At 66.9% G+C, this 15797-nt stretch carries 17 protein-coding genes; 9 read left to right on the top strand and 8 right to left on the bottom strand.

What is annotated here, in order from left to right; all coding sequences use genetic code 11:
• Positions 1-3 precede the first annotated feature (3 nt).
• Entirely contained in the window at positions 4-1032 is a 1029-nt protein-coding gene (locus tag U1701_RS12095; RefSeq protein ID WP_332782819.1) for a potassium channel family protein, read from the top strand.
• Positions 1033-1094: 62 nt separating this feature from the next.
• Positions 1095-2318, top strand: coding sequence for a multidrug effflux MFS transporter (locus tag U1701_RS12090; protein WP_332782818.1), 1224 nt, complete (start codon positions 1095-1097; stop codon positions 2316-2318).
• Between the two features lie 42 nt (positions 2319-2360).
• Here the strand turns inward: U1701_RS12090 and U1701_RS12085 are convergent, their stop codons facing one another.
• The 3 genes from U1701_RS12085 to U1701_RS12075 form a co-directional block, all read right to left on the bottom strand.
• Positions 2361-2909, bottom strand: coding sequence for a DUF4142 domain-containing protein (locus U1701_RS12085; RefSeq protein ID WP_332782817.1), 549 nt, complete (start codon positions 2907-2909; stop codon positions 2361-2363).
• A gap of 28 nt (positions 2910-2937) precedes the next feature.
• Positions 2938-3432: a hypothetical protein gene (locus U1701_RS12080; RefSeq protein ID WP_332782816.1), complete on the bottom strand. Its 495-nt coding sequence runs from the start codon at positions 3430-3432 to the stop codon at positions 2938-2940.
• A gap of 62 nt (positions 3433-3494) precedes the next feature.
• Positions 3495-4349, bottom strand: coding sequence for a manganese catalase family protein (locus U1701_RS12075; protein ID WP_332782815.1), 855 nt, complete (start codon positions 4347-4349; stop codon positions 3495-3497).
• A gap of 308 nt (positions 4350-4657) precedes the next feature.
• Here U1701_RS12075 and U1701_RS12070 point away from each other — a divergent pair, with 308 nt between their 5' ends.
• The 4 genes from U1701_RS12070 to U1701_RS12055 all read left to right on the top strand — a co-directional run bounded on the left by U1701_RS12070 (position 4658) and on the right by U1701_RS12055 (position 7921).
• The gene (locus U1701_RS12070) at positions 4658-5521 is read left to right on the top strand and encodes an MBL fold metallo-hydrolase (protein WP_332782814.1); all 864 of its coding nucleotides are present in this window, start codon (positions 4658-4660) and stop codon (positions 5519-5521) included.
• A gap of 57 nt (positions 5522-5578) precedes the next feature.
• Positions 5579-6100, top strand: a complete 522-nt coding sequence (locus U1701_RS12065) for a ferritin-like domain-containing protein (RefSeq protein ID WP_332782813.1) — start codon at positions 5579-5581, stop codon at positions 6098-6100.
• An 89-nt stretch (positions 6101-6189) separates the two neighbouring features.
• Positions 6190-7338: a zinc-dependent alcohol dehydrogenase gene (locus U1701_RS12060; RefSeq protein ID WP_332782812.1), complete on the top strand. Its 1149-nt coding sequence runs from the start codon at positions 6190-6192 to the stop codon at positions 7336-7338.
• 13 nt (positions 7339-7351) lie between these two features.
• On the top strand, positions 7352-7921 hold the full coding sequence (locus U1701_RS12055; protein ID WP_332782811.1) for a hypothetical protein: 570 nt from the start codon (positions 7352-7354) through the stop codon (positions 7919-7921).
• Positions 7922-8081: 160 nt separating this feature from the next.
• Here U1701_RS12055 and U1701_RS12050 read toward each other — a convergent pair whose 3' ends face one another.
• Together U1701_RS12050 and U1701_RS12045 are read right to left on the bottom strand one after the other, a co-directional pair.
• On the bottom strand, positions 8082-8963 hold the full coding sequence (locus U1701_RS12050) for an NAD(P)H-hydrate dehydratase (RefSeq protein ID WP_332782810.1): 882 nt from the start codon (positions 8961-8963) through the stop codon (positions 8082-8084).
• Positions 8960-9730 (bottom strand): histidine phosphatase family protein, encoded by a 771-nt coding sequence (locus U1701_RS12045; protein WP_332782809.1) that lies wholly within the window; start codon positions 9728-9730, stop codon positions 8960-8962. Before U1701_RS12045 ends, U1701_RS12050 begins: the two co-directional genes overlap by 4 nt.
• Before the next feature lie 338 nt (positions 9731-10068).
• Between U1701_RS12045 and U1701_RS12040 the strand changes: the two genes are divergently transcribed.
• From U1701_RS12040 to U1701_RS12030, 3 genes are all read left to right on the top strand, one after another.
• Positions 10069-11241, top strand: coding sequence for an endo-1,4-beta-xylanase (locus U1701_RS12040; protein ID WP_332782808.1), 1173 nt, complete (start codon positions 10069-10071; stop codon positions 11239-11241).
• A 57-nt stretch (positions 11242-11298) separates the two neighbouring features.
• Positions 11299-11910, top strand: coding sequence for a hypothetical protein (locus tag U1701_RS12035; protein ID WP_332782807.1), 612 nt, complete (start codon positions 11299-11301; stop codon positions 11908-11910).
• A gap of 154 nt (positions 11911-12064) precedes the next feature.
• A complete protein-coding gene (locus tag U1701_RS12030; RefSeq protein ID WP_332782806.1) occupies positions 12065-13807 on the top strand; it encodes a glycoside hydrolase family 9 protein in 1743 nt (580 codons plus the stop codon).
• Between the two features lie 3 nt (positions 13808-13810).
• Here the strand turns inward: U1701_RS12030 and U1701_RS12025 are convergent, their stop codons facing one another.
• The 3 genes from U1701_RS12025 to U1701_RS12015 form a co-directional block, all read right to left on the bottom strand.
• Positions 13811-14851: a cupin-like domain-containing protein gene (locus U1701_RS12025; RefSeq protein ID WP_332782805.1), complete on the bottom strand. Its 1041-nt coding sequence runs from the start codon at positions 14849-14851 to the stop codon at positions 13811-13813.
• Positions 14852-14918: 67 nt separating this feature from the next.
• Positions 14919-15203: a hypothetical protein gene (locus U1701_RS12020; protein WP_332782804.1), complete on the bottom strand. Its 285-nt coding sequence runs from the start codon at positions 15201-15203 to the stop codon at positions 14919-14921.
• 38 nt (positions 15204-15241) lie between these two features.
• Positions 15242-15727: an Lrp/AsnC family transcriptional regulator gene (locus U1701_RS12015; protein WP_332782803.1), complete on the bottom strand. Its 486-nt coding sequence runs from the start codon at positions 15725-15727 to the stop codon at positions 15242-15244.
• Positions 15728-15797 lie beyond the last annotated feature (70 nt).

The following is a 15797-nucleotide window of genomic DNA, read 5'->3' as shown; positions in this document are numbered from 1 at the left end:
GGGATGGACCGCGCGGGAGATCGAGGCCGCTACAGGCTGAAGCGCAAGGGCCGGATGCCCGCGTGGATGACAGCGCTGTGGCGGATCGGGCTCGCCGCGGGGCTGATCACGATTGCGCTGCTCGGCCACTGGTTCGACCGCGACGGCCTGCGCGACAATGTCGATGGCGCGATCAGCTTCCTCGACGTGCTGTATTTCACGATGATCACCGTCACCACGGTCGGCTATGGCGACATCGTGCCGGTGACGACGCAGGCGCGAATGTTCGACACCTTCGTGGTGACGCCGGTGCGGCTGTTCGTCTGGATCATCTTTCTGGGGACCGCGTATGACTTCCTGCTCAAGCGCGTCTGGGAGACCTGGCGCATGACCGTGATCCAACGCCACCTGCATCGTCACGTCATCGTCGCGGGCTATGGCACCAGCGGCGCCGAAGCCGTCGAGGAACTGATCAAGCGCGGCGCGGTGCCCGAAACCATCGTCGTGATCGACAGCCGCGCCGCCGCGCTCGAGGCCGCCGAAGCGGACGGTGTGACGGTGATGCAGGCGGACGCGACCCGCAACGCCGCGCTCGAAGCGGCGCAGGTCGCGCGCGCCAGCGCAGTGATCGTCGCCGCCGGCCGCGACGACACCTCGATCCTGATCGCGCTCACCGCGCGCGGACTGGCGCCGGGCGTGCCGATCAGCGTCGTGATCAAATCGCACGACAACGAGGCGATCGCGCGGCAGGCGGGTGCCGACACGGTGATCAACCCGACCAGCCTGGCGGGCGTGCTGCTCGCCGGGTCGACGCACGGCGCGCATATCGCGGCGTATCTCGCCGACCTGGCCTGCGCCGATGGCGAGGTCATCCTCCACGAACGCCCGGTAGCGCCCGACGAAGTCGGTCGCGCGCTGGCCGACATCCGCACGGGCCTGGGCCACCGAATCTACCGCGGCGATCGCGGGTTCGGATTCTGGGAGGCGGAGACACACGTGCTCGAGGCCGGCGACGTCATCGTCGAGGTCGTCCGCCGGGAGGGCGCCGCGTAGCGGAATTTGCCGCGGCGCCGCAACAGCGTGGCACTTCGCGACCGAGCCCGCTAGGCGGACGCATGACCGATCGTCCTGCCGCCGCCGCCCTCCACCGCAACGAGTTCGTCGCGTTCGTCGCCGCGCTGATGGCGGTGAACGCGCTGGGGGTTGATCTGATGCTGCCCGCGCTCGCCGATATCGGGCGCGACCTGGCGGTGTCGGCGGCGAACCACCGGCAATGGGTGATCACCGCCTATATGCTCGGGTTCGGCAGCGGACAGCTGGTCTATGGCCCGCTCGCCGATCGCTTCGGACGCAAGCCGATCCTGCTCGTCTCGCTGGTCGGGTTCGTCGCCGCGAGCATCTTCGCCGCGAGTTCGGCGACCTTCGCCGCGCTGCTCGGCGCGCGGATGTTGCAGGGCCTGATGTCGGCGTCGACGCGGGTACTGGCGGTCGCGATCGTCCGCGACTGCTATTCGGGACGCCAGATGGCGCGGACGCTATCGGTGGCGCAGATGATCTTCTTCCTCGTACCGATCCTCGCGCCGACGCTGGGCCAGGGGCTGCTCGCGTTCGGGCCGTGGCGCTTCATTTTCTACGCGCTCGGCGCCTTTGCGGCGTTGGTACTGGCCTATGTGATCACGCGGCTGCCGGAGACGCTGCCAGTCGAACGCCGCGTGCCGCTGTCGATCGCGTCGCTCAAGAACGGCTACCGCTTGACGCTGACCAACCGCTATTCGGCGGGCTATGCACTGGCGGCGTCGCTGACGTTCGGCGGGATCATCGCGTTCGTCTCGCTGGCGCAGCAGGTGTTCGTCGACGAATTCGGTGCGGGCAAGCATTTCACCTTGCTGTTCGCGTTGTGCGCCTTCTCGATGGGGTGCGCGTCGTTCGCCAACAGTCGACTGGTAGAGCGACTCGGCACCCGGCTGATCTCGCAATCGGCGGTGCTGGCGCTGATTGCGCTGTCGGTCGCGCACCTTGGCGTCATCGTCGCCGGGATCGAATCGCTGCCGAGCTATATCGTGTTCCAGGCGCTCAGCATGACGTGCATCGGGCTGTGCGGGTCGAACTTCGGCGCGATGGCGATGGAGCCGGTCGGGCATATTGCGGGTGCCGCGTCTTCGGTGCAGGGGTTCATCACCAGCGTCGGTGCGGTCCTGGTCGGATCGGCGATCGGCCAATCCTATAACGGCACGACTCTGCCGCTGGCGGTCGGATATCTGGCGATCGGCATCGCGGTGCTCGGCATCGTCTACGTCGTCGAGGGCGGTAAGCTGTTCCAGCCGCGGATGGCGGCATAGAGCGGGCGCCCCGATCGACGGGGCGCCCGTAGTGGTGCGCGGTTACATGCCGCCCATCGTACCCATGCCCTTGCCCGCCTGGAGCTTGGTCGCGGCGGCGAGATGCTGCTTGACGATCGGTACCGCGGTCTTGGCGGTGGCGCGCAACGGCGCCTGGTCGCCGCGCGCGGCATAGCTGGAGTGCAGATCGAGCGCCGCCTGATGCGCCGGCACCTGCTGCCCCAGATACACGCGGTCGAAGTCCGCGGCCGGTGCGTTCTGCAGTTCGGTGATCGACGCGGTTGCACCGGCGTCGAGCGTCGGCGGCGGCGGAGTCAGACCGGCCTTCTTGGCGGCGCGCATCGTCGCGGCCGTGGTCGTCTGGTGATGCTTGATCAGCATCGTCGCGAACTTGCGCACGGCGGGGGTCTGCGACTTCTGCAGCGCGATCTGGCTCGAGTTGATCTCGTACAGATCGCTCCTGCCCGCCGCCATCACATACGGCATCGCCGATGTCTTGGCTTCGGCGGGCGGCGGCGGCGGGGGCGTCTGCGCGACCAGCGGGGTTGCGGTGGCGGCGGCCAGGAACAGGCCAAGATATTTGATCGTCATGTCGGTTCTCCTGAAGATATGTGGTCGATCAGCGTGGGGCATGGCCCGTGACTGCGGCGATCGAGCCGTCGGGGTTCCGGCCCTCGCGGCCGAGCGCTTCGTCCTGTTGCGCCTGCCTGATGGTGTCGCGGTCGCCCTCGCGCGCAGGGGGCATCGCGACATCGGCGATGCCGCTGACGTTGGACGAACCGTGCAGCGCCGCCGCGATCTCGGCGTCAAACTCACCACGCTCGATCGCGGTGCGCATCGCCTGAAGATAATCGGCGAACCGGTCGGCGGGCACGAAGTTGGTCGTGAGGCCACCGATCGTCAGCGGCGCGCCGTTGCGCGTTACCGGCGAGAAGGCGACGTGATCGCCATCGCGCGCGAACCACAGGCCGGTCCGCATGCCCTCGGTCGCCCAGCCCTTTTCGGCCAGATGCAGGTCCTGCAGAACGGCAGCGCGTTCTGCGACGGGATCGGCGGGCGCCTGCGTGCCCATCATGACGGACTTCGCGCCCTTCAAAAGGCCTTCCAGGGTCATGGATCGTCTCCGGATGTCGGGCGAAGGCGGGAGGCGGGTCGCAACCCGCCTCCCGCCGTTGCTCAGCCGATCTGCTGGTTCTGCGCGCCGCTGTCGGGGCGGGCGGGCCCCATCACCGGCTCGTCGCCGAGCGGTTCGTTGCGGAACACGGTGAACTCGCCCTTGCCGTCCATCGTCGGACCCGAGGTCCAGCGACCTTCGGGGAAGGTGCCGTCGACCGAGGTCGCGTAGAAGTTGTAGTTGTTCTGCTGGTCTTCCATGTCCTGCGGGAAGCTGTTGGGGATCGGAAGGTTCATGGCTTCGGCGCCCAGTTCCTCGATCACCGCCAGCCACTGCTGCTGGTGCATCGTGTCGCGCGCGATCATGTAGTGGAGCATCTTCTTCATGCCGTCGTCTTGCGTCGCGTTGAACAGCCGGACTGCGAGCACGCGACCGGTGCTTTCCGCCGCGACGTTGCAGTACATGTCGGCCGCGACGTTGCCGCTGGCGTAGATGTGGCTCATGTTGAACGGCACGCCGTCCGAATCCATCGGCATTGCCGCCAGCCCTGCCGACAGCAAGTTCTTGTGGATGATGCCCTCGATGCTCTGGCGGGGGTTCTCGCCGCCCATCACAGCGCCGACGATGCTGTCCTTGACGCCTTCTTCTTGCAGCGCGGCTGGCGCCTTGTCGAGATTCATCGCGACCGCGGTCGCGAGCATTTCGATATGGCCGATCTCCTCGGTCGCGGTGTGCAGAAGCATGTCGCGGTACTTGGTGGTCGGCGCGCGGTTGCCCCACGCCTGGAAGAAATACTGCATGCAGACGCGGATTTCACCCTCGACGCCGCCGATCGCCTGCTGGAGCATGCGCGCGAATGCCGGATCCGGGTTCGTCACTTGTACCGGATACTGTAATCTCTTGTCATGATAATACATGATTTCGCTCCGCTATTCGTGAACATCGCCGAACGACGATGGCCCCGAAACGCGTCCGATCTCGAATACGTTCAAATGTTATTGCCGCGTTTAATTCAGGTTAAACAGTATTCGCCTGCGCACTATTGGCGCAGCCCTACGCACGATCCGCAATCATATTAACATACCGCAAAGCGACGGGATAAATTACTATATCCAGTCGTTGGCCTGTCAGTTGCGATGAGGATTCCTGCTCGGCCACCCCCGGCAGCGCGCGGCGCACACGGCGTCGATGGAATGCTCCATTCGCTTGCGGAAGGCTGTATTCCTTGAGGATTCACCACCTGAATTGCGGTACCTGCTGCCCGGTCGGCGGCAAGCTGTTCGACGGCTACAGCACCGGCGTGTCGGCGCATCTCGTTTGCCACTGCCTGCTGATCGAGACCAACGACGGTCTCGTCCTGATCGACACCGGATACGGGACGCAGGACAATCGCCGACCGCAGGAACGCCTGTCGAAGTTCTTTATCGCGTTGAACCGTCCGCAGTTGCTGCCGGAGGAGACCGCGCTGGCGCGTGTCCGGCAGTTGGGCTTTCGGCCCGAGGACGTCCGGCATATCGTCGTTACGCATCTCGACTTTGATCATGCGGGCGGAATCGAGGATTTCCCCAACGCGCGGATCCACGTGACCGCGCGCGAGAAGGAAGTCGCCGATGCACGCCGTGGCGGCGCGTTCGTGTCGCGCAAACGCTATCGCCCGCAGCAATGGGATAGTGTGGAGAACTGGTCGCTCTACCCGCTCGGTGGCGGCGAGCGCTGGTTCGGCTTCGACGCAGTCCGCGATCTCGAGGGGCTGCCGCCGGAAATCCTGCTGATCCCGCTCGCGGGCCACACCTGGGGTCATGCCGGCATCGCGATCCAGGACGATGACGGTCGCTGGCTGTTCTACGCCGGCGACGCCTATTTCCATCACGACGAGGTTCGCGGCGAGCGCCGGACCTGTCCGCCCGGGCTCAACACCTATCAGCGGCTAATGCAGGTCGACGCCGAAGCTCGGATGACCAACCAGCGCCGCGTGCGCGCTTTGTCGCTCGACCACGGCGACGCCGTTCGGCTGTTCTGCGCGCACGACCTCGTCGAGTTCGAGGCGTTCGCAACGCCGCTGTCGCGCCCTGCCCGTGCGCTTGGCTAGCACCCCGCGACACGAGTCTTTCATTGTATTTTCAGTATCATGACAAGGAGAAGTATCATGGCTACCTATTCCCCCGACGTCCTGCAGTCGGTCTTCATCACCGGTCTGAAGAACGTGCACGGCGTCGAGCACCAGGCGCTGTCGCTGATCGACCGCCAGCTCGACCATCTGACCAACTATCCCGAGGTCGCGGACATGCTTCGCAAGCATCGCGTCGAGACCGAACAGCAGATCGACCGCGTCCAAGAGATTCTCGCTGGGTTTGGCGAGAGCCATTCGGTGCTGAAGGACGCTGCGCTGTCGCTGACCGGCAACCTGGCTGCAATGGCCCATGTGTTCGCCCCCGACGAGATCCTGAAGAACAGCTTCGCGAACTTCGCGTTCGAGAATTTCGAGGCTGCGAGCTACACCTCGCTGATCACGCTCGCCGATGCGGGCGGCTTCGCTAGCGCGACGCCGCTGCTTCAGACCTCGCTGACTGAAGAGCAGGCGATGGCGGCGTGGATCGAATCGCACAACGCGGCGCTGACGCTGAAATATGTCGAGCGTCGGGCTGCGGGCGAAACCGCCAGCCACTGAGCGTCGTCACGGCGCCGCGGCCCCAAGCCATCCGGCATGGGGGTCGCGGCGCCATCACGAGACCGTAAGCGCGAAACCAGGAGCGTGCCATGTTGGCGATGAATTACCGCGGGCCGTATCGCGTCCGCGTCGATGCGAAACCGATGCCCAAGATCCTGCATCCCGAGGATGCGATCGTCCGCGTGACGCGGTCATGCATCTGCGGATCGGACCTGCATCTCTATCACGGCATGGTCCCCGACACGCGGATCGGCACGACGTTCGGGCATGAATTCTGCGGCACCGTCGAACAGGTCGGGCCCGAGGTGCGCAACCTCAAGATCGGCGATCACGTGCTCGTGCCGTTCAACATCGCGTGCGGCAAATGCCATTTCTGCCAACAGGGGCTGTTCGGCAATTGCCACGAATCCAACGCACAGGCGACCGCGGTTGGCGGCATTTTCGGCTATTCGCACACCGCGGGCGGCTATGATGGCGGCCAGGCGCAATATGTCCGCGTGCCCTATGCGGATGTCGGCCCGATGGTGATCCCCGACTGGATGGACCATGACGACGCTGTGCTGCTGACCGACGTCGTACCGACGGGATACCAAGCCGCCGAAATGGGCGGCATCCAGCGCGGCGATACCGTCGTCGTGTTCGGCGCAGGACCGGTCGGGCTGATGGCGGCACGGTCTGCTTGGCTGTTCGGCGCGGGCCGCGTGATCGTGATCGATCATGTCGAGTATCGGCTGGAGTTCGCGCGCAAATTCGGTCCTGCAGAAGTCTATAATTTCCGCGAGATCGACGACATGGCGGTCTTCATCAAGAAGCAGACCGACTCGCTCGGCGCCGATGTCTGCATCGACGCGGTCGGTGGCGATGCCGCGGGCAGCGCGATCCAGACTTTGTTCGGCACCAAGCTGAAGCTCGAGGCGGGCAACGCGATCGTGCTCCACTGGGCGATCAACTCGGTCAAGAAGGGCGGGATCGTCTCGGTCGTCGGCGTCTATGGCCCGACCGGCAACATGGTGCCGATGGGAAATGTCGTGAATAAGGGCATCACGATCCGCGCCAACCAGGCGTCGGTGAAGCGGTTGCTGCCGCGGCTGATCGAGCATGTCCGCGCCGGGCACATCAACCCCAAGGCGATGATCACCCACCGCGTTCCGCTGGCCGATATCGCGGACGCCTATCATATCTTCTCGGCAAAGCTCGACGGCTGCATCAAGCCCGTGCTGTTGCCGAACGGCGCGTGAAGGAGACCTGGTCGTGAGCAAGGAACTGGTCGATACGGCAAAGATTCCCGGCTGGGGCGTCGATGCCGATCCGGGCAACAACCCGACATATCCGATGCGGCATATCGAAGATCAAAAGGACCGCGGCCTCACGTGGCAGCGTCCGGCGTTGCAGGAACCGAGCGTCGAAATCCTGCGCTCGATCGAACATAACCGGCTGCCCGCCGTGCTGGGTACCTCGACCCCGCCGAGCGGGCTTAGCGGGATGATCCGCCGCTTCGCGTTTCGCCGCAGCGAATCTGACTGGTGGCATTGGCTGTTGCTGATGGGCGCAGACCGGATCAATGTGGTCGAGGGCGTGATCGACGATCTCGGGCATGGGAAAGTGCCTAACATCCCGGCCGAAATGGGCGCGCGTGCCGAATGGCAGCATAACAAGACCGGGCTGGCGAAGAAGGTGGCGGTCGTCGGAGGGCTGTCGCTTGCGGTTTTCCTGCTGTTTCGTGGTCGGGGCGGTCCGGACGCGGCAACCGGTAGCGATCAGAAACTGATCACCGCCGATACCGCGGAAACCGCGCTCGGCGGCGCGCTTCGGCGGCCCTGAGCGCTGTTACTATAACCGTCACCCCAGCGAAGGCTGGGTCTCCTGGGCAGGTCATCCGGCCTGAACCGCGAGATCCCAGTCGTCGCAGGGATGACAGGGGGGGCGGGCCGACGGCTCCCGACTAGAGATCCTCACCTCTGCCGACACCCGGTAGAGGGCGTTATTGCGGCAACAGCCTCGGGAACTCTTCGGGCAGTTCGCGCGCGAGGAAGCCGACGGGGCCGCGATCGGTGGCGACGCGGCGCCCGGCCTGGCCGTGCAGCCACACGCCCCAGCCGCTTGCCACCAGTGGTGCCGCACCGCGCGCGGCGATTCCGGCGATCGCACCAGCTAGCACGTCGCCCGATCCGCCCGTCGCCATACCGATCCCGCCGCCGCCGTAGTGAAGCTGGTCACCGTCGGGCGTCGCGATCACGGTATCGCTCGCCTTCAAGACCGTGATGACGCCGTAGCGCCGGGCGATGTCGTCGGCGATCGCATCGGGATCGGCGTCGACCGCTTCGATATCGAGGCCGGTCAGCGCCGCCATCTCGCCGTGATGCGGGGACGCAATCAGGCGTCCGCGGAACCCCGCCAAGGCCTTGGCATGGTCGCGGATGCAGGGAATCGCTGCAGCGTCGAGGATCAGTACCGTCTGCTCGGTGGCGAGCGCTATCACTAGACGCAGCAGCGGCGCCGCCGCCTCCGGCTTGCTGATCCCCGGGCCGATCACGACCACGTCCGCGCTTTCGACCGACGCTTTCAGCAGCGCGGGCACGCACGGACCGATCTCGCCGTCGTCCTGCACCGGCAGGCCGATGACCGCCGCCTCGGGCACGAGCAGACCCAGCATCGCGGTCGCGCTCTCAACCGTCGCCAACTGCAGCTTGCCCGCCCCGGCGCGGAGCGCGGCTTCGCCGGTCAGGCGAACCGCGCCCGGTACCATCGTCGATCCGCCGATCACCAACACGTGACCGCGGCTGTTCTTGGTGGTGGCGCGGCCATGCACCGGCGCCGGGTTTGCCGCGATCCAGCTGCTGTCGATCTGGACTGGCGCGGTCATGCCCCGACCGCCTTGGTGCCCTCGGGTTCGGCGGTCACCGCGACCGCGCCCTGATCGAGCGGCGTCGTGATATTGTAGCCGACCAGCGCTAGCCCGCCGTCGCGCCCGATCGACGGATCGAACCGGTATTCGGTGATCGAGCAATTCGCGACATCGCCTTGCGCATCGATCGCCACGATTTCCTCCTCGGTCATGTTCTCGATGATGTAGCGCAGGCACAGCACGACGACCTGATGCGCGACGATCATGACGCGGCGCCCGGCGTAGTGCAGTGCAACCGTGTCCATCAGCGAGCGGAGGCGGAAGATCACGTCGCACCAGCTCTCGCCACCGGGCGGGCGGTGGTAGAATTTGCCGAGCAGCCGGCGGAACTCGGCCTGTTGCGGCTCGAGCGTTGCGACCCCCGCGGTGGTCAGGCCGTCGAGGATCCCGAACTCCTTCTCGCGCAGCCGTTCGTCCATGCAGACCGGCCCCTGATCATCGGCGCCGCCGCCGGCATCGCGGAACGCCTGCGCGGTCGCCTTCGCACGCGCATAGGGCGACGCGAGCAACACGTCCGGCCGATCCGCCGCCGACCTGGCTGCGAACCATGCGCCGAGCGCCCGCGCCTGGGCTTCGCCGCGCGGGGACAGCGCGATATCGACGTCGCGCGCGTCGAGTACGATGCGCTCCGCACCCTCCGCATTCGCGGCATCACGCGCGACATTCCCGGCGCTCTCGCCGTGCCGCACGATCCAGAGTCGGCTTGGCCAGCGCGCAGCCGTCACGCCCGGTCGACCCGTGTTCGGGATGATCGCGAGGTCATGGGATGGTTCTCCGTGAGTGTTGCAATCGACGACGGCGGTGATCCGACCGCTCCGGATGCGCAGCGATCGACGAGGGTTGTGAGGCGATAACGGTCCTCCCCTCGCCGCGTTGCAGGACGTTGCTCTGGATCAACATCATCGAGGCCCCCGGCTTTAACGAAAGGGGCTCCGGCCAGTCACCGCGGACGCCTCTCCATAGCGACTGCCCGCCCGCACCGTTCGGCGACGAATTCTGGTGGACATGCGCAAGGACTGGGATACCGTTAGCGCTATCATAATAAGAATATGGAGGATGACTGGTGGACATTACGCGCCGCGACGGATTGGGAATGCTGGCCGGGCTCGCGACCGTGGGCTGTTCGGTCAGTGCCAGATCGCTGGCCCGATCTTCACCCACCGCGCCACGCGGGGCGGCCGCGGGGCTGAATGCGCTGGCGGCCACCAAGGGCATGCGACTGGGCTCCTGCTTCGGATTCGGCCAGCCCGGTGCGGATCGCGGATCGTTTGCGAACCCGGCCTATGCAGCGCTGCTGAAGCGCGACTGCGGGCTGCTCGTCGGCGAGAACGAGATGAAGTGGCAGGCGCTCCGCCCCAGCGCGACGCGTTTCGACTTCGCGCGGTTCGACGCGATGATGGCGTGGGCGACCGCCAACGCGATGCCGGTGCGCGGCCACAATCTATTGTGGCACCAGCCGAAATGGATGCCGCGCTGGGAAGAGACGCATGATTTCGGCGCAACCCCGGCGCGCGCCGCGGCGCGGCTGCTGGTCGATCACATCACGACGGTCTGCCGCCGCTACGGCACGCGGATCGGGAGCTACGACGTCGTCAACGAGGCGGTGAACCCTGCGGACGGAACGCTGTACCAGACCGCGCTGTCGCGGGCGATGGGGGGCCCCGAGCCGACCCTCGACCTCGCGTTCCGCACTGCGCGCACGGTCGCCCCGCACGCGCAGCTGGTCTATAACGACTATATGAGCTGGGAACCCGGCAACGCCACGCACCGCGCCGGCGTGCTAAGGCTGCTCGAGGGGTTCAAGGCGCGCGGAGTCCCGGTCGATGCGCTCGGCGTGCAGTCGCACCTGATCACGCAGGGGACGGATACGCGCGCGACGATCGCCGCGCTAAATGGCGACTGGCGCCGCTTTCTCGATGCGGTGACGGGAATGGGCTACGGGCTGGTCATCACCGAGCTCGACGTGCGCGACAACGGGCTGCCCGCGGATATCGCGGTCCGCGACCAGGGCGTCGCCGATTTCACCCGCGGCTATCTCGACCTGATGTTCGCCTATCCCGCGGTGCGCGACGTGCTGCTATGGGGGATGACCGATCGGTACAGCTGGATCGAGGGTTTCGAGCCGCGGAAGGACAAGGCGCGGCGCCGCCCGTGCCCCTATGACGCGGTGTTCAAGCCCAAGCCGATGCATGCCGCAATCGCTGCGGCGTTGACGGCAGCGCCTGCGCGCGCATGAATTCACCCCGCCCCGCCTTGCCGCCAGAGCAAGGGGGGCCAACACAGGAGAGGAAGAATGAAGGGTTTGTTGATCGCGGGCGCAATGCTCGCAAACGCCACCATAGCCGCCGCTCAGACCGCGCCGGCGCCGGCGCCGGCTCCCGCAGCCCCTGCGACGAAAGCCGCGCCGAACGTGCTCGACCGCGCGGTCAATACGCCGGGCACGAACTGGTCGATCTACGGCGCGGGGCAGACGTCCAAACTCGGCACGACGCAGGGCGTGCCGGGCAACCAGGCGATGCGGGTCACGGTGGCCGCCAAGGGCGCGAACGCATGGGACGTCGGCGCCCAGTCACCGATCCAGAAGGCGATCGGCGCGGGTGACGCAATCCTCGTCGCGGTCTATCTGCGCGCACCGCAGCTGAAGGACGGCGAGACCACGTCGATCCCGTTCCTCGGCGCCAACGAGAAGGCGGCACCATACGCAATGGTGATCGGCAGCCCGGTGATTATCACCAACAGCTGGAAACTCTATTACGCGTCGGGCAAGACCACGCGGGCGTTCGCCGCCGACACGGCCAACGTCGCCGTGCATCTGGCCGCGGCCAAGCATGTCGTCGAACTGGGGCCCGTGTTCGTGCTCGACTTCGGACCCGATTACGATCCCGCCAAGCTGCCCAGAAACTAACGGTGCGCGGCGTCACTGGCCCCGCCTGCCTTGTCATCCGGGCCCGGGGCTCCCGCTCCCGCGGTCCAGCAGCGGGACCGCGGATCACGTCCGGGGTAACGACGGACATCATGGCCTACCCTTACCATCATCACGCCGCAGAAAGCTCCTCCTGATGCCCTTCCCCCTTCTCCTCGCCGCCGCGGTGATCAATCTCAACCAGCTCGGTTTCCGCCCGGATGACCCCAAGCACGCGATCGTCGCGGATGCGGCGACGCGCCCGCTCGACTGGGTCGTGGTCGACGACGTCGGCAAGACCGTATTGTCGGGGCGGACGACCGTCGGCGGCGACGATGTCGCGTCGGGCGACCATGTCCATGTCGTCAGCTTCACGGCGCTCACCCGCCCAGGAACCTACCGCCTGCGTGTCGACGGAACGGACAGCGGCCGCTTCCGCGTCGGTCGCGACGTCTATGCGCCGCTCGCGAAGAGCGCGCTCAACTTCTTCTATCAGCAGCGCGCCGGCACGCCGATCGAGGCGCGCTGGGCGGGAGCGCGCTGGGCGCGCGCCGCGGGCCACCCGCACGAAATCGCGGCCTGTTTCTCGGGGGCTGACGAAAAGGGCAATGTCTGGCCCGGCTGCCCGTACACGCTCGACGTCACCGGCGGCTGGTACGACGCCGGTGATCAGGGTAAATATGTCGTCAACGCCGGCATCGCGGTGTGGACGCTGCAGAATCTGTACGAGACCAAGCTTGCCCGCCGGGTGTTCGCCGATGGTCAGGCGCGGCTGCCCGAGGCCGGCAACGGCCGTGACGATCTGCTCGACGAGGCGCGCTGGGAGGTCGAATGGATGCTGCGGATGCAGGTCCCCGCGGGCACGCGGCTGTCGCTCCCGGTCGGCCCGCACGATCGCTCGGATAAGCTGACGCTGACCCCGGTCGACGCCGGCGGCATGGCGCATCACAAGGTGGCCGACGCGCACTGGACCGCGCTGCCGACCGCGCCCGCGGACGACAAGGAGCCGCGGCTGCTCTACCCGCCCTCGACCGCGGCGACCCTCAACCTCGCCGCGGTCGCCGCGCAGGCCGCGCGGCTGTGGAAGCCGATCGATCCTGCGTTCGCCACGCGCTGCCTCGCCGCCGCGCGCGCCGCCTGGGATGCCGCACAGCGCAACCCCGCGGTCTTTGCGGCGCAGGGCTTCACCGGCAGCGGCGGATACGGCGACGACACGCTCGACGACGAACGCGCCTGGGCCGCCGCCGAACTGTTCGCGACCACCGGCGAGCCCGCCTATCGCGCCTTGCTGCCGACTGGGCCGACCGGCGAACCTGGATGGGGCAGCGTCGCGCCGCTCGGCACGGTCACGCTTGCGACCGCAAGCGGAGTCCCGACCATGATCCGCGACGGCGCACGCGCGGCGATCGTCGCCGCGGCCGACGGGTTCCTCGCAGAAACCCCGCGCACCGGCTACCGCATCCCCTATGCGTCGCAGCGCTATGGCTGGGGGTCGAACTCCAACATCCTCAACCGCGCGATGCTGCTGGGCCTCGCGCAGCGCTTCACCGGCGATGCGCGCTACCGCGCCAGCGTGGTCGACGCCGCCGACTATGTTCTCGGCCGCAACCCGCTCGGGCAATCCTATGTGTCGGGCACCGGGTGGAAGCCGCTGACCAACCCGCATCACCGCTTCTGGGCGCACCAGCTGGCGGCCGCCTCGCCCCCGCCACCGCCGGGCGTGCTGTCGGGCGGACCCAACAGCAGCGCGATGGTCGATCCGATCGCGCTGAAGCTGAAGGGAAAATGCGCGCCGCAACGCTGCTGGGCGGACGACATCAACGCCTATGCGCTGAACGAGGTCGCGATCAACTGGAACGCGCCTCTGGTCTGGGTCGCCGCCTATCTGGACGGCGACTGACGTTCAGCGCCGCTGCAGCGACTTCAGCAGATAGCCGCGGATGCGTTCGGTGCGCTCGGGGCTGGCGGGTCCCAGCACGCCGCGTGCGGGCACGGGCAAGTGGTCGCCCGCCGCGGTCGCCTCGTCACCGAACACATAATGGTCGAACCACGCGCGCCAGCCCGCTTTCTCAGCCGCGGGCCGGTCGCGGACCGCCATCATCGCGTGCACCATCGCATGGAACGCCGACACGGTCGGATCGAACGCCCACCAGTAGTTGCACAACACGTTGAGAGTCCCGAACGCCTGGACGTGGTGCCACCAGATCGCCGGGATGAAGATCGCGTCGCCCGGCCCCAGATCGGCGACCAGCGCATGGCCAAGCGCTTCGGCATAGCGCGGATAGCGGTCGAGATCGGGGGCGAGCGGGTCCACCATGCTCGACGGCGGGCCCGCCAGCGTCCGGTCGAGCGGGCCGAGATACAGGTTGCCGACCTGTTCGGGCGGGAACAGCGTGAAGCGGCGCTGCCCGGCAACCACGCACGCCAGGTTGGTCGATCCGTCGTAATGCGTCGCGGTCTGTGATCCGTTGCCGATCCACAGCCGCGGCGTCGCATCCCCCATCGGCAGGTCGAGCGGGTTCGCCGCCGCCCAGCCGGGCAGATGCTCGGGTGCGGTGGCGGCGTTCGCGTAGAGGATATGCCGCTCACGTTCCGGCACCGTGGAGAGCCGCAGCAGCTCGCTCAGCAACATGCCCAGCGGGGCCTGTTCGCGGTGGAAGTTGAACCCCTCCAGATTGTCACCGCGATAGAAGAATTTCCCGCCGAATTCGGGGCCGCCGATCAGCACCTCCATCGGCTTGCCGCCGTCGCCGAGGCTCGCGAGATACGCGGCGGTGGCGCGGTCGCCGGCCAGCCCGGCGCGCACGCTGGCCCAGTGCGCAACCTGCCCGCGCAGCACGATCGGTGTATCGCGTGGCGCGATGTCGGCCGCGAACGTCGCGGCGTCGACAGCGTCGCGTTCCGCGACGCGCGCATCGGTAGCGGCGGGATGATCGATCTTCATGCCAGCGGGATATCGCAGCCCGCGGCCCCACGCCATATCGCGCTTCTCCACCGATCCCGAATCATCGTCAAAGCCCGATCTCATCGAGTGCCGAAGTTAGTTCTTCGCTTATCGCTGCGTTTTCTTTCGGCGTGAGCCGGTTCAGCACCGTTTTGACGCGCTGCTGCCCGACCTGCAGCGTCTTGTGCCGGACCTCGCGGATCTGGTTGGTCCGCCACGACCGGCTTTCGCCGAGAAGCGCGGCCCATTTGGCCTCCTCAGCCGCCAGGATCGCCAGCGCGAGCCGCAAGCCGTCGCGGCGGCCGCGGGCATAGTCGTCGGATGCGTCGGACGTCCCGGTTTTGCTTGCCATGGCGCCGCATAGCGAACCTGCTCCCCGCATCGCAAACCCTATCGCGTGCCGTCGCGCACCGTCTCCATCGCCACGAAGGTCGACGTGCTGGCCACGTGCGGCAACGCGGAGATCTTTTCGCCGAGCACGAACCGGTAGCGGCGGATGTCGGAGGTGCGGACTTTCAACAGATAATCGAAGCTGCTCGCGATCATGTGGCATTCCTCGACCTCCGGAATGCGCCGGACGGCGGCGTTGAAATCGCGCAGCGCCTGCTCTCGCGTGTCCGACAGCTTGACCTCGGTGAAGGCGACGTGATCGAGCCCGAGCCGTTCGGGATCGATGACCGCCCGGAACCCGCGGATGACGCCGGTATCGATCAAGCGCTTCAGGCGAACCTGCGTCGGCGTTTTCGACAGGCCGACCCGTTCGGCAAGCTCGGTGACGGTGATCCGTCCCTCGTCGGCGAGCACCGTCAGGATAGCACGGTCGAACCGGTCGATTTCACTACCAGTGACGTCATTCGTGGAGTTTTTGTCTACCATGGCGGCGCATATACCGCAGGATTCCACTCCATGCCGCCATTATCGGTCGGATCGACTTGCACCGACGTGA

The organism is Sphingomonas rhamnosi (assembly GCF_036663615.1).
Lineage (GTDB): Bacteria > Pseudomonadota > Alphaproteobacteria > Sphingomonadales > Sphingomonadaceae > Sphingomonas.
The sequence above is the reverse complement of the archived record's forward strand: the minus strand, read 5'-3'. Positions and strand labels throughout refer to the sequence as shown.

What these genes read in the sequence shown, in the direction of transcription:
- U1701_RS12025 (WP_332782805.1), bottom strand. Translation starts at nt 14,851, where the DNA reads ATGAAGATCGATCATCCCGCCGCTACCGATGCGCGCGTCGCGGAACGC.
- U1701_RS12095 (WP_332782819.1), top strand. Translation starts at nt 4, where the DNA reads ATGGACCGCGCGGGAGATCGAGGCCGCTACAGGCTGAAGCGCAAGGGC.
- U1701_RS12020 (WP_332782804.1), bottom strand. Translation starts at nt 15,203, where the DNA reads ATGGCAAGCAAAACCGGGACGTCCGACGCATCCGACGACTATGCCCGC.
- U1701_RS12035 (WP_332782807.1), top strand. Translation starts at nt 11,299, where the DNA reads ATGAAGGGTTTGTTGATCGCGGGCGCAATGCTCGCAAACGCCACCATA.
- U1701_RS12065 (WP_332782813.1), top strand. Translation starts at nt 5,579, where the DNA reads ATGGCTACCTATTCCCCCGACGTCCTGCAGTCGGTCTTCATCACCGGT.
- U1701_RS12075 (WP_332782815.1), bottom strand. Translation starts at nt 4,349, where the DNA reads ATGTATTATCATGACAAGAGATTACAGTATCCGGTACAAGTGACGAAC.
- U1701_RS12015 (WP_332782803.1), bottom strand. Translation starts at nt 15,727, where the DNA reads ATGGTAGACAAAAACTCCACGAATGACGTCACTGGTAGTGAAATCGAC.
- U1701_RS12080 (WP_332782816.1), bottom strand. Translation starts at nt 3,432, where the DNA reads ATGACCCTGGAAGGCCTTTTGAAGGGCGCGAAGTCCGTCATGATGGGC.
- U1701_RS12050 (WP_332782810.1), bottom strand. Translation starts at nt 8,963, where the DNA reads ATGACCGCGCCAGTCCAGATCGACAGCAGCTGGATCGCGGCAAACCCG.
- U1701_RS12060 (WP_332782812.1), top strand. Translation starts at nt 6,190, where the DNA reads ATGTTGGCGATGAATTACCGCGGGCCGTATCGCGTCCGCGTCGATGCG.
- U1701_RS12085 (WP_332782817.1), bottom strand. Translation starts at nt 2,909, where the DNA reads ATGACGATCAAATATCTTGGCCTGTTCCTGGCCGCCGCCACCGCAACC.
- U1701_RS12090 (WP_332782818.1), top strand. Translation starts at nt 1,095, where the DNA reads ATGACCGATCGTCCTGCCGCCGCCGCCCTCCACCGCAACGAGTTCGTC.
- U1701_RS12030 (WP_332782806.1), top strand. Translation starts at nt 12,065, where the DNA reads ATGCCCTTCCCCCTTCTCCTCGCCGCCGCGGTGATCAATCTCAACCAG.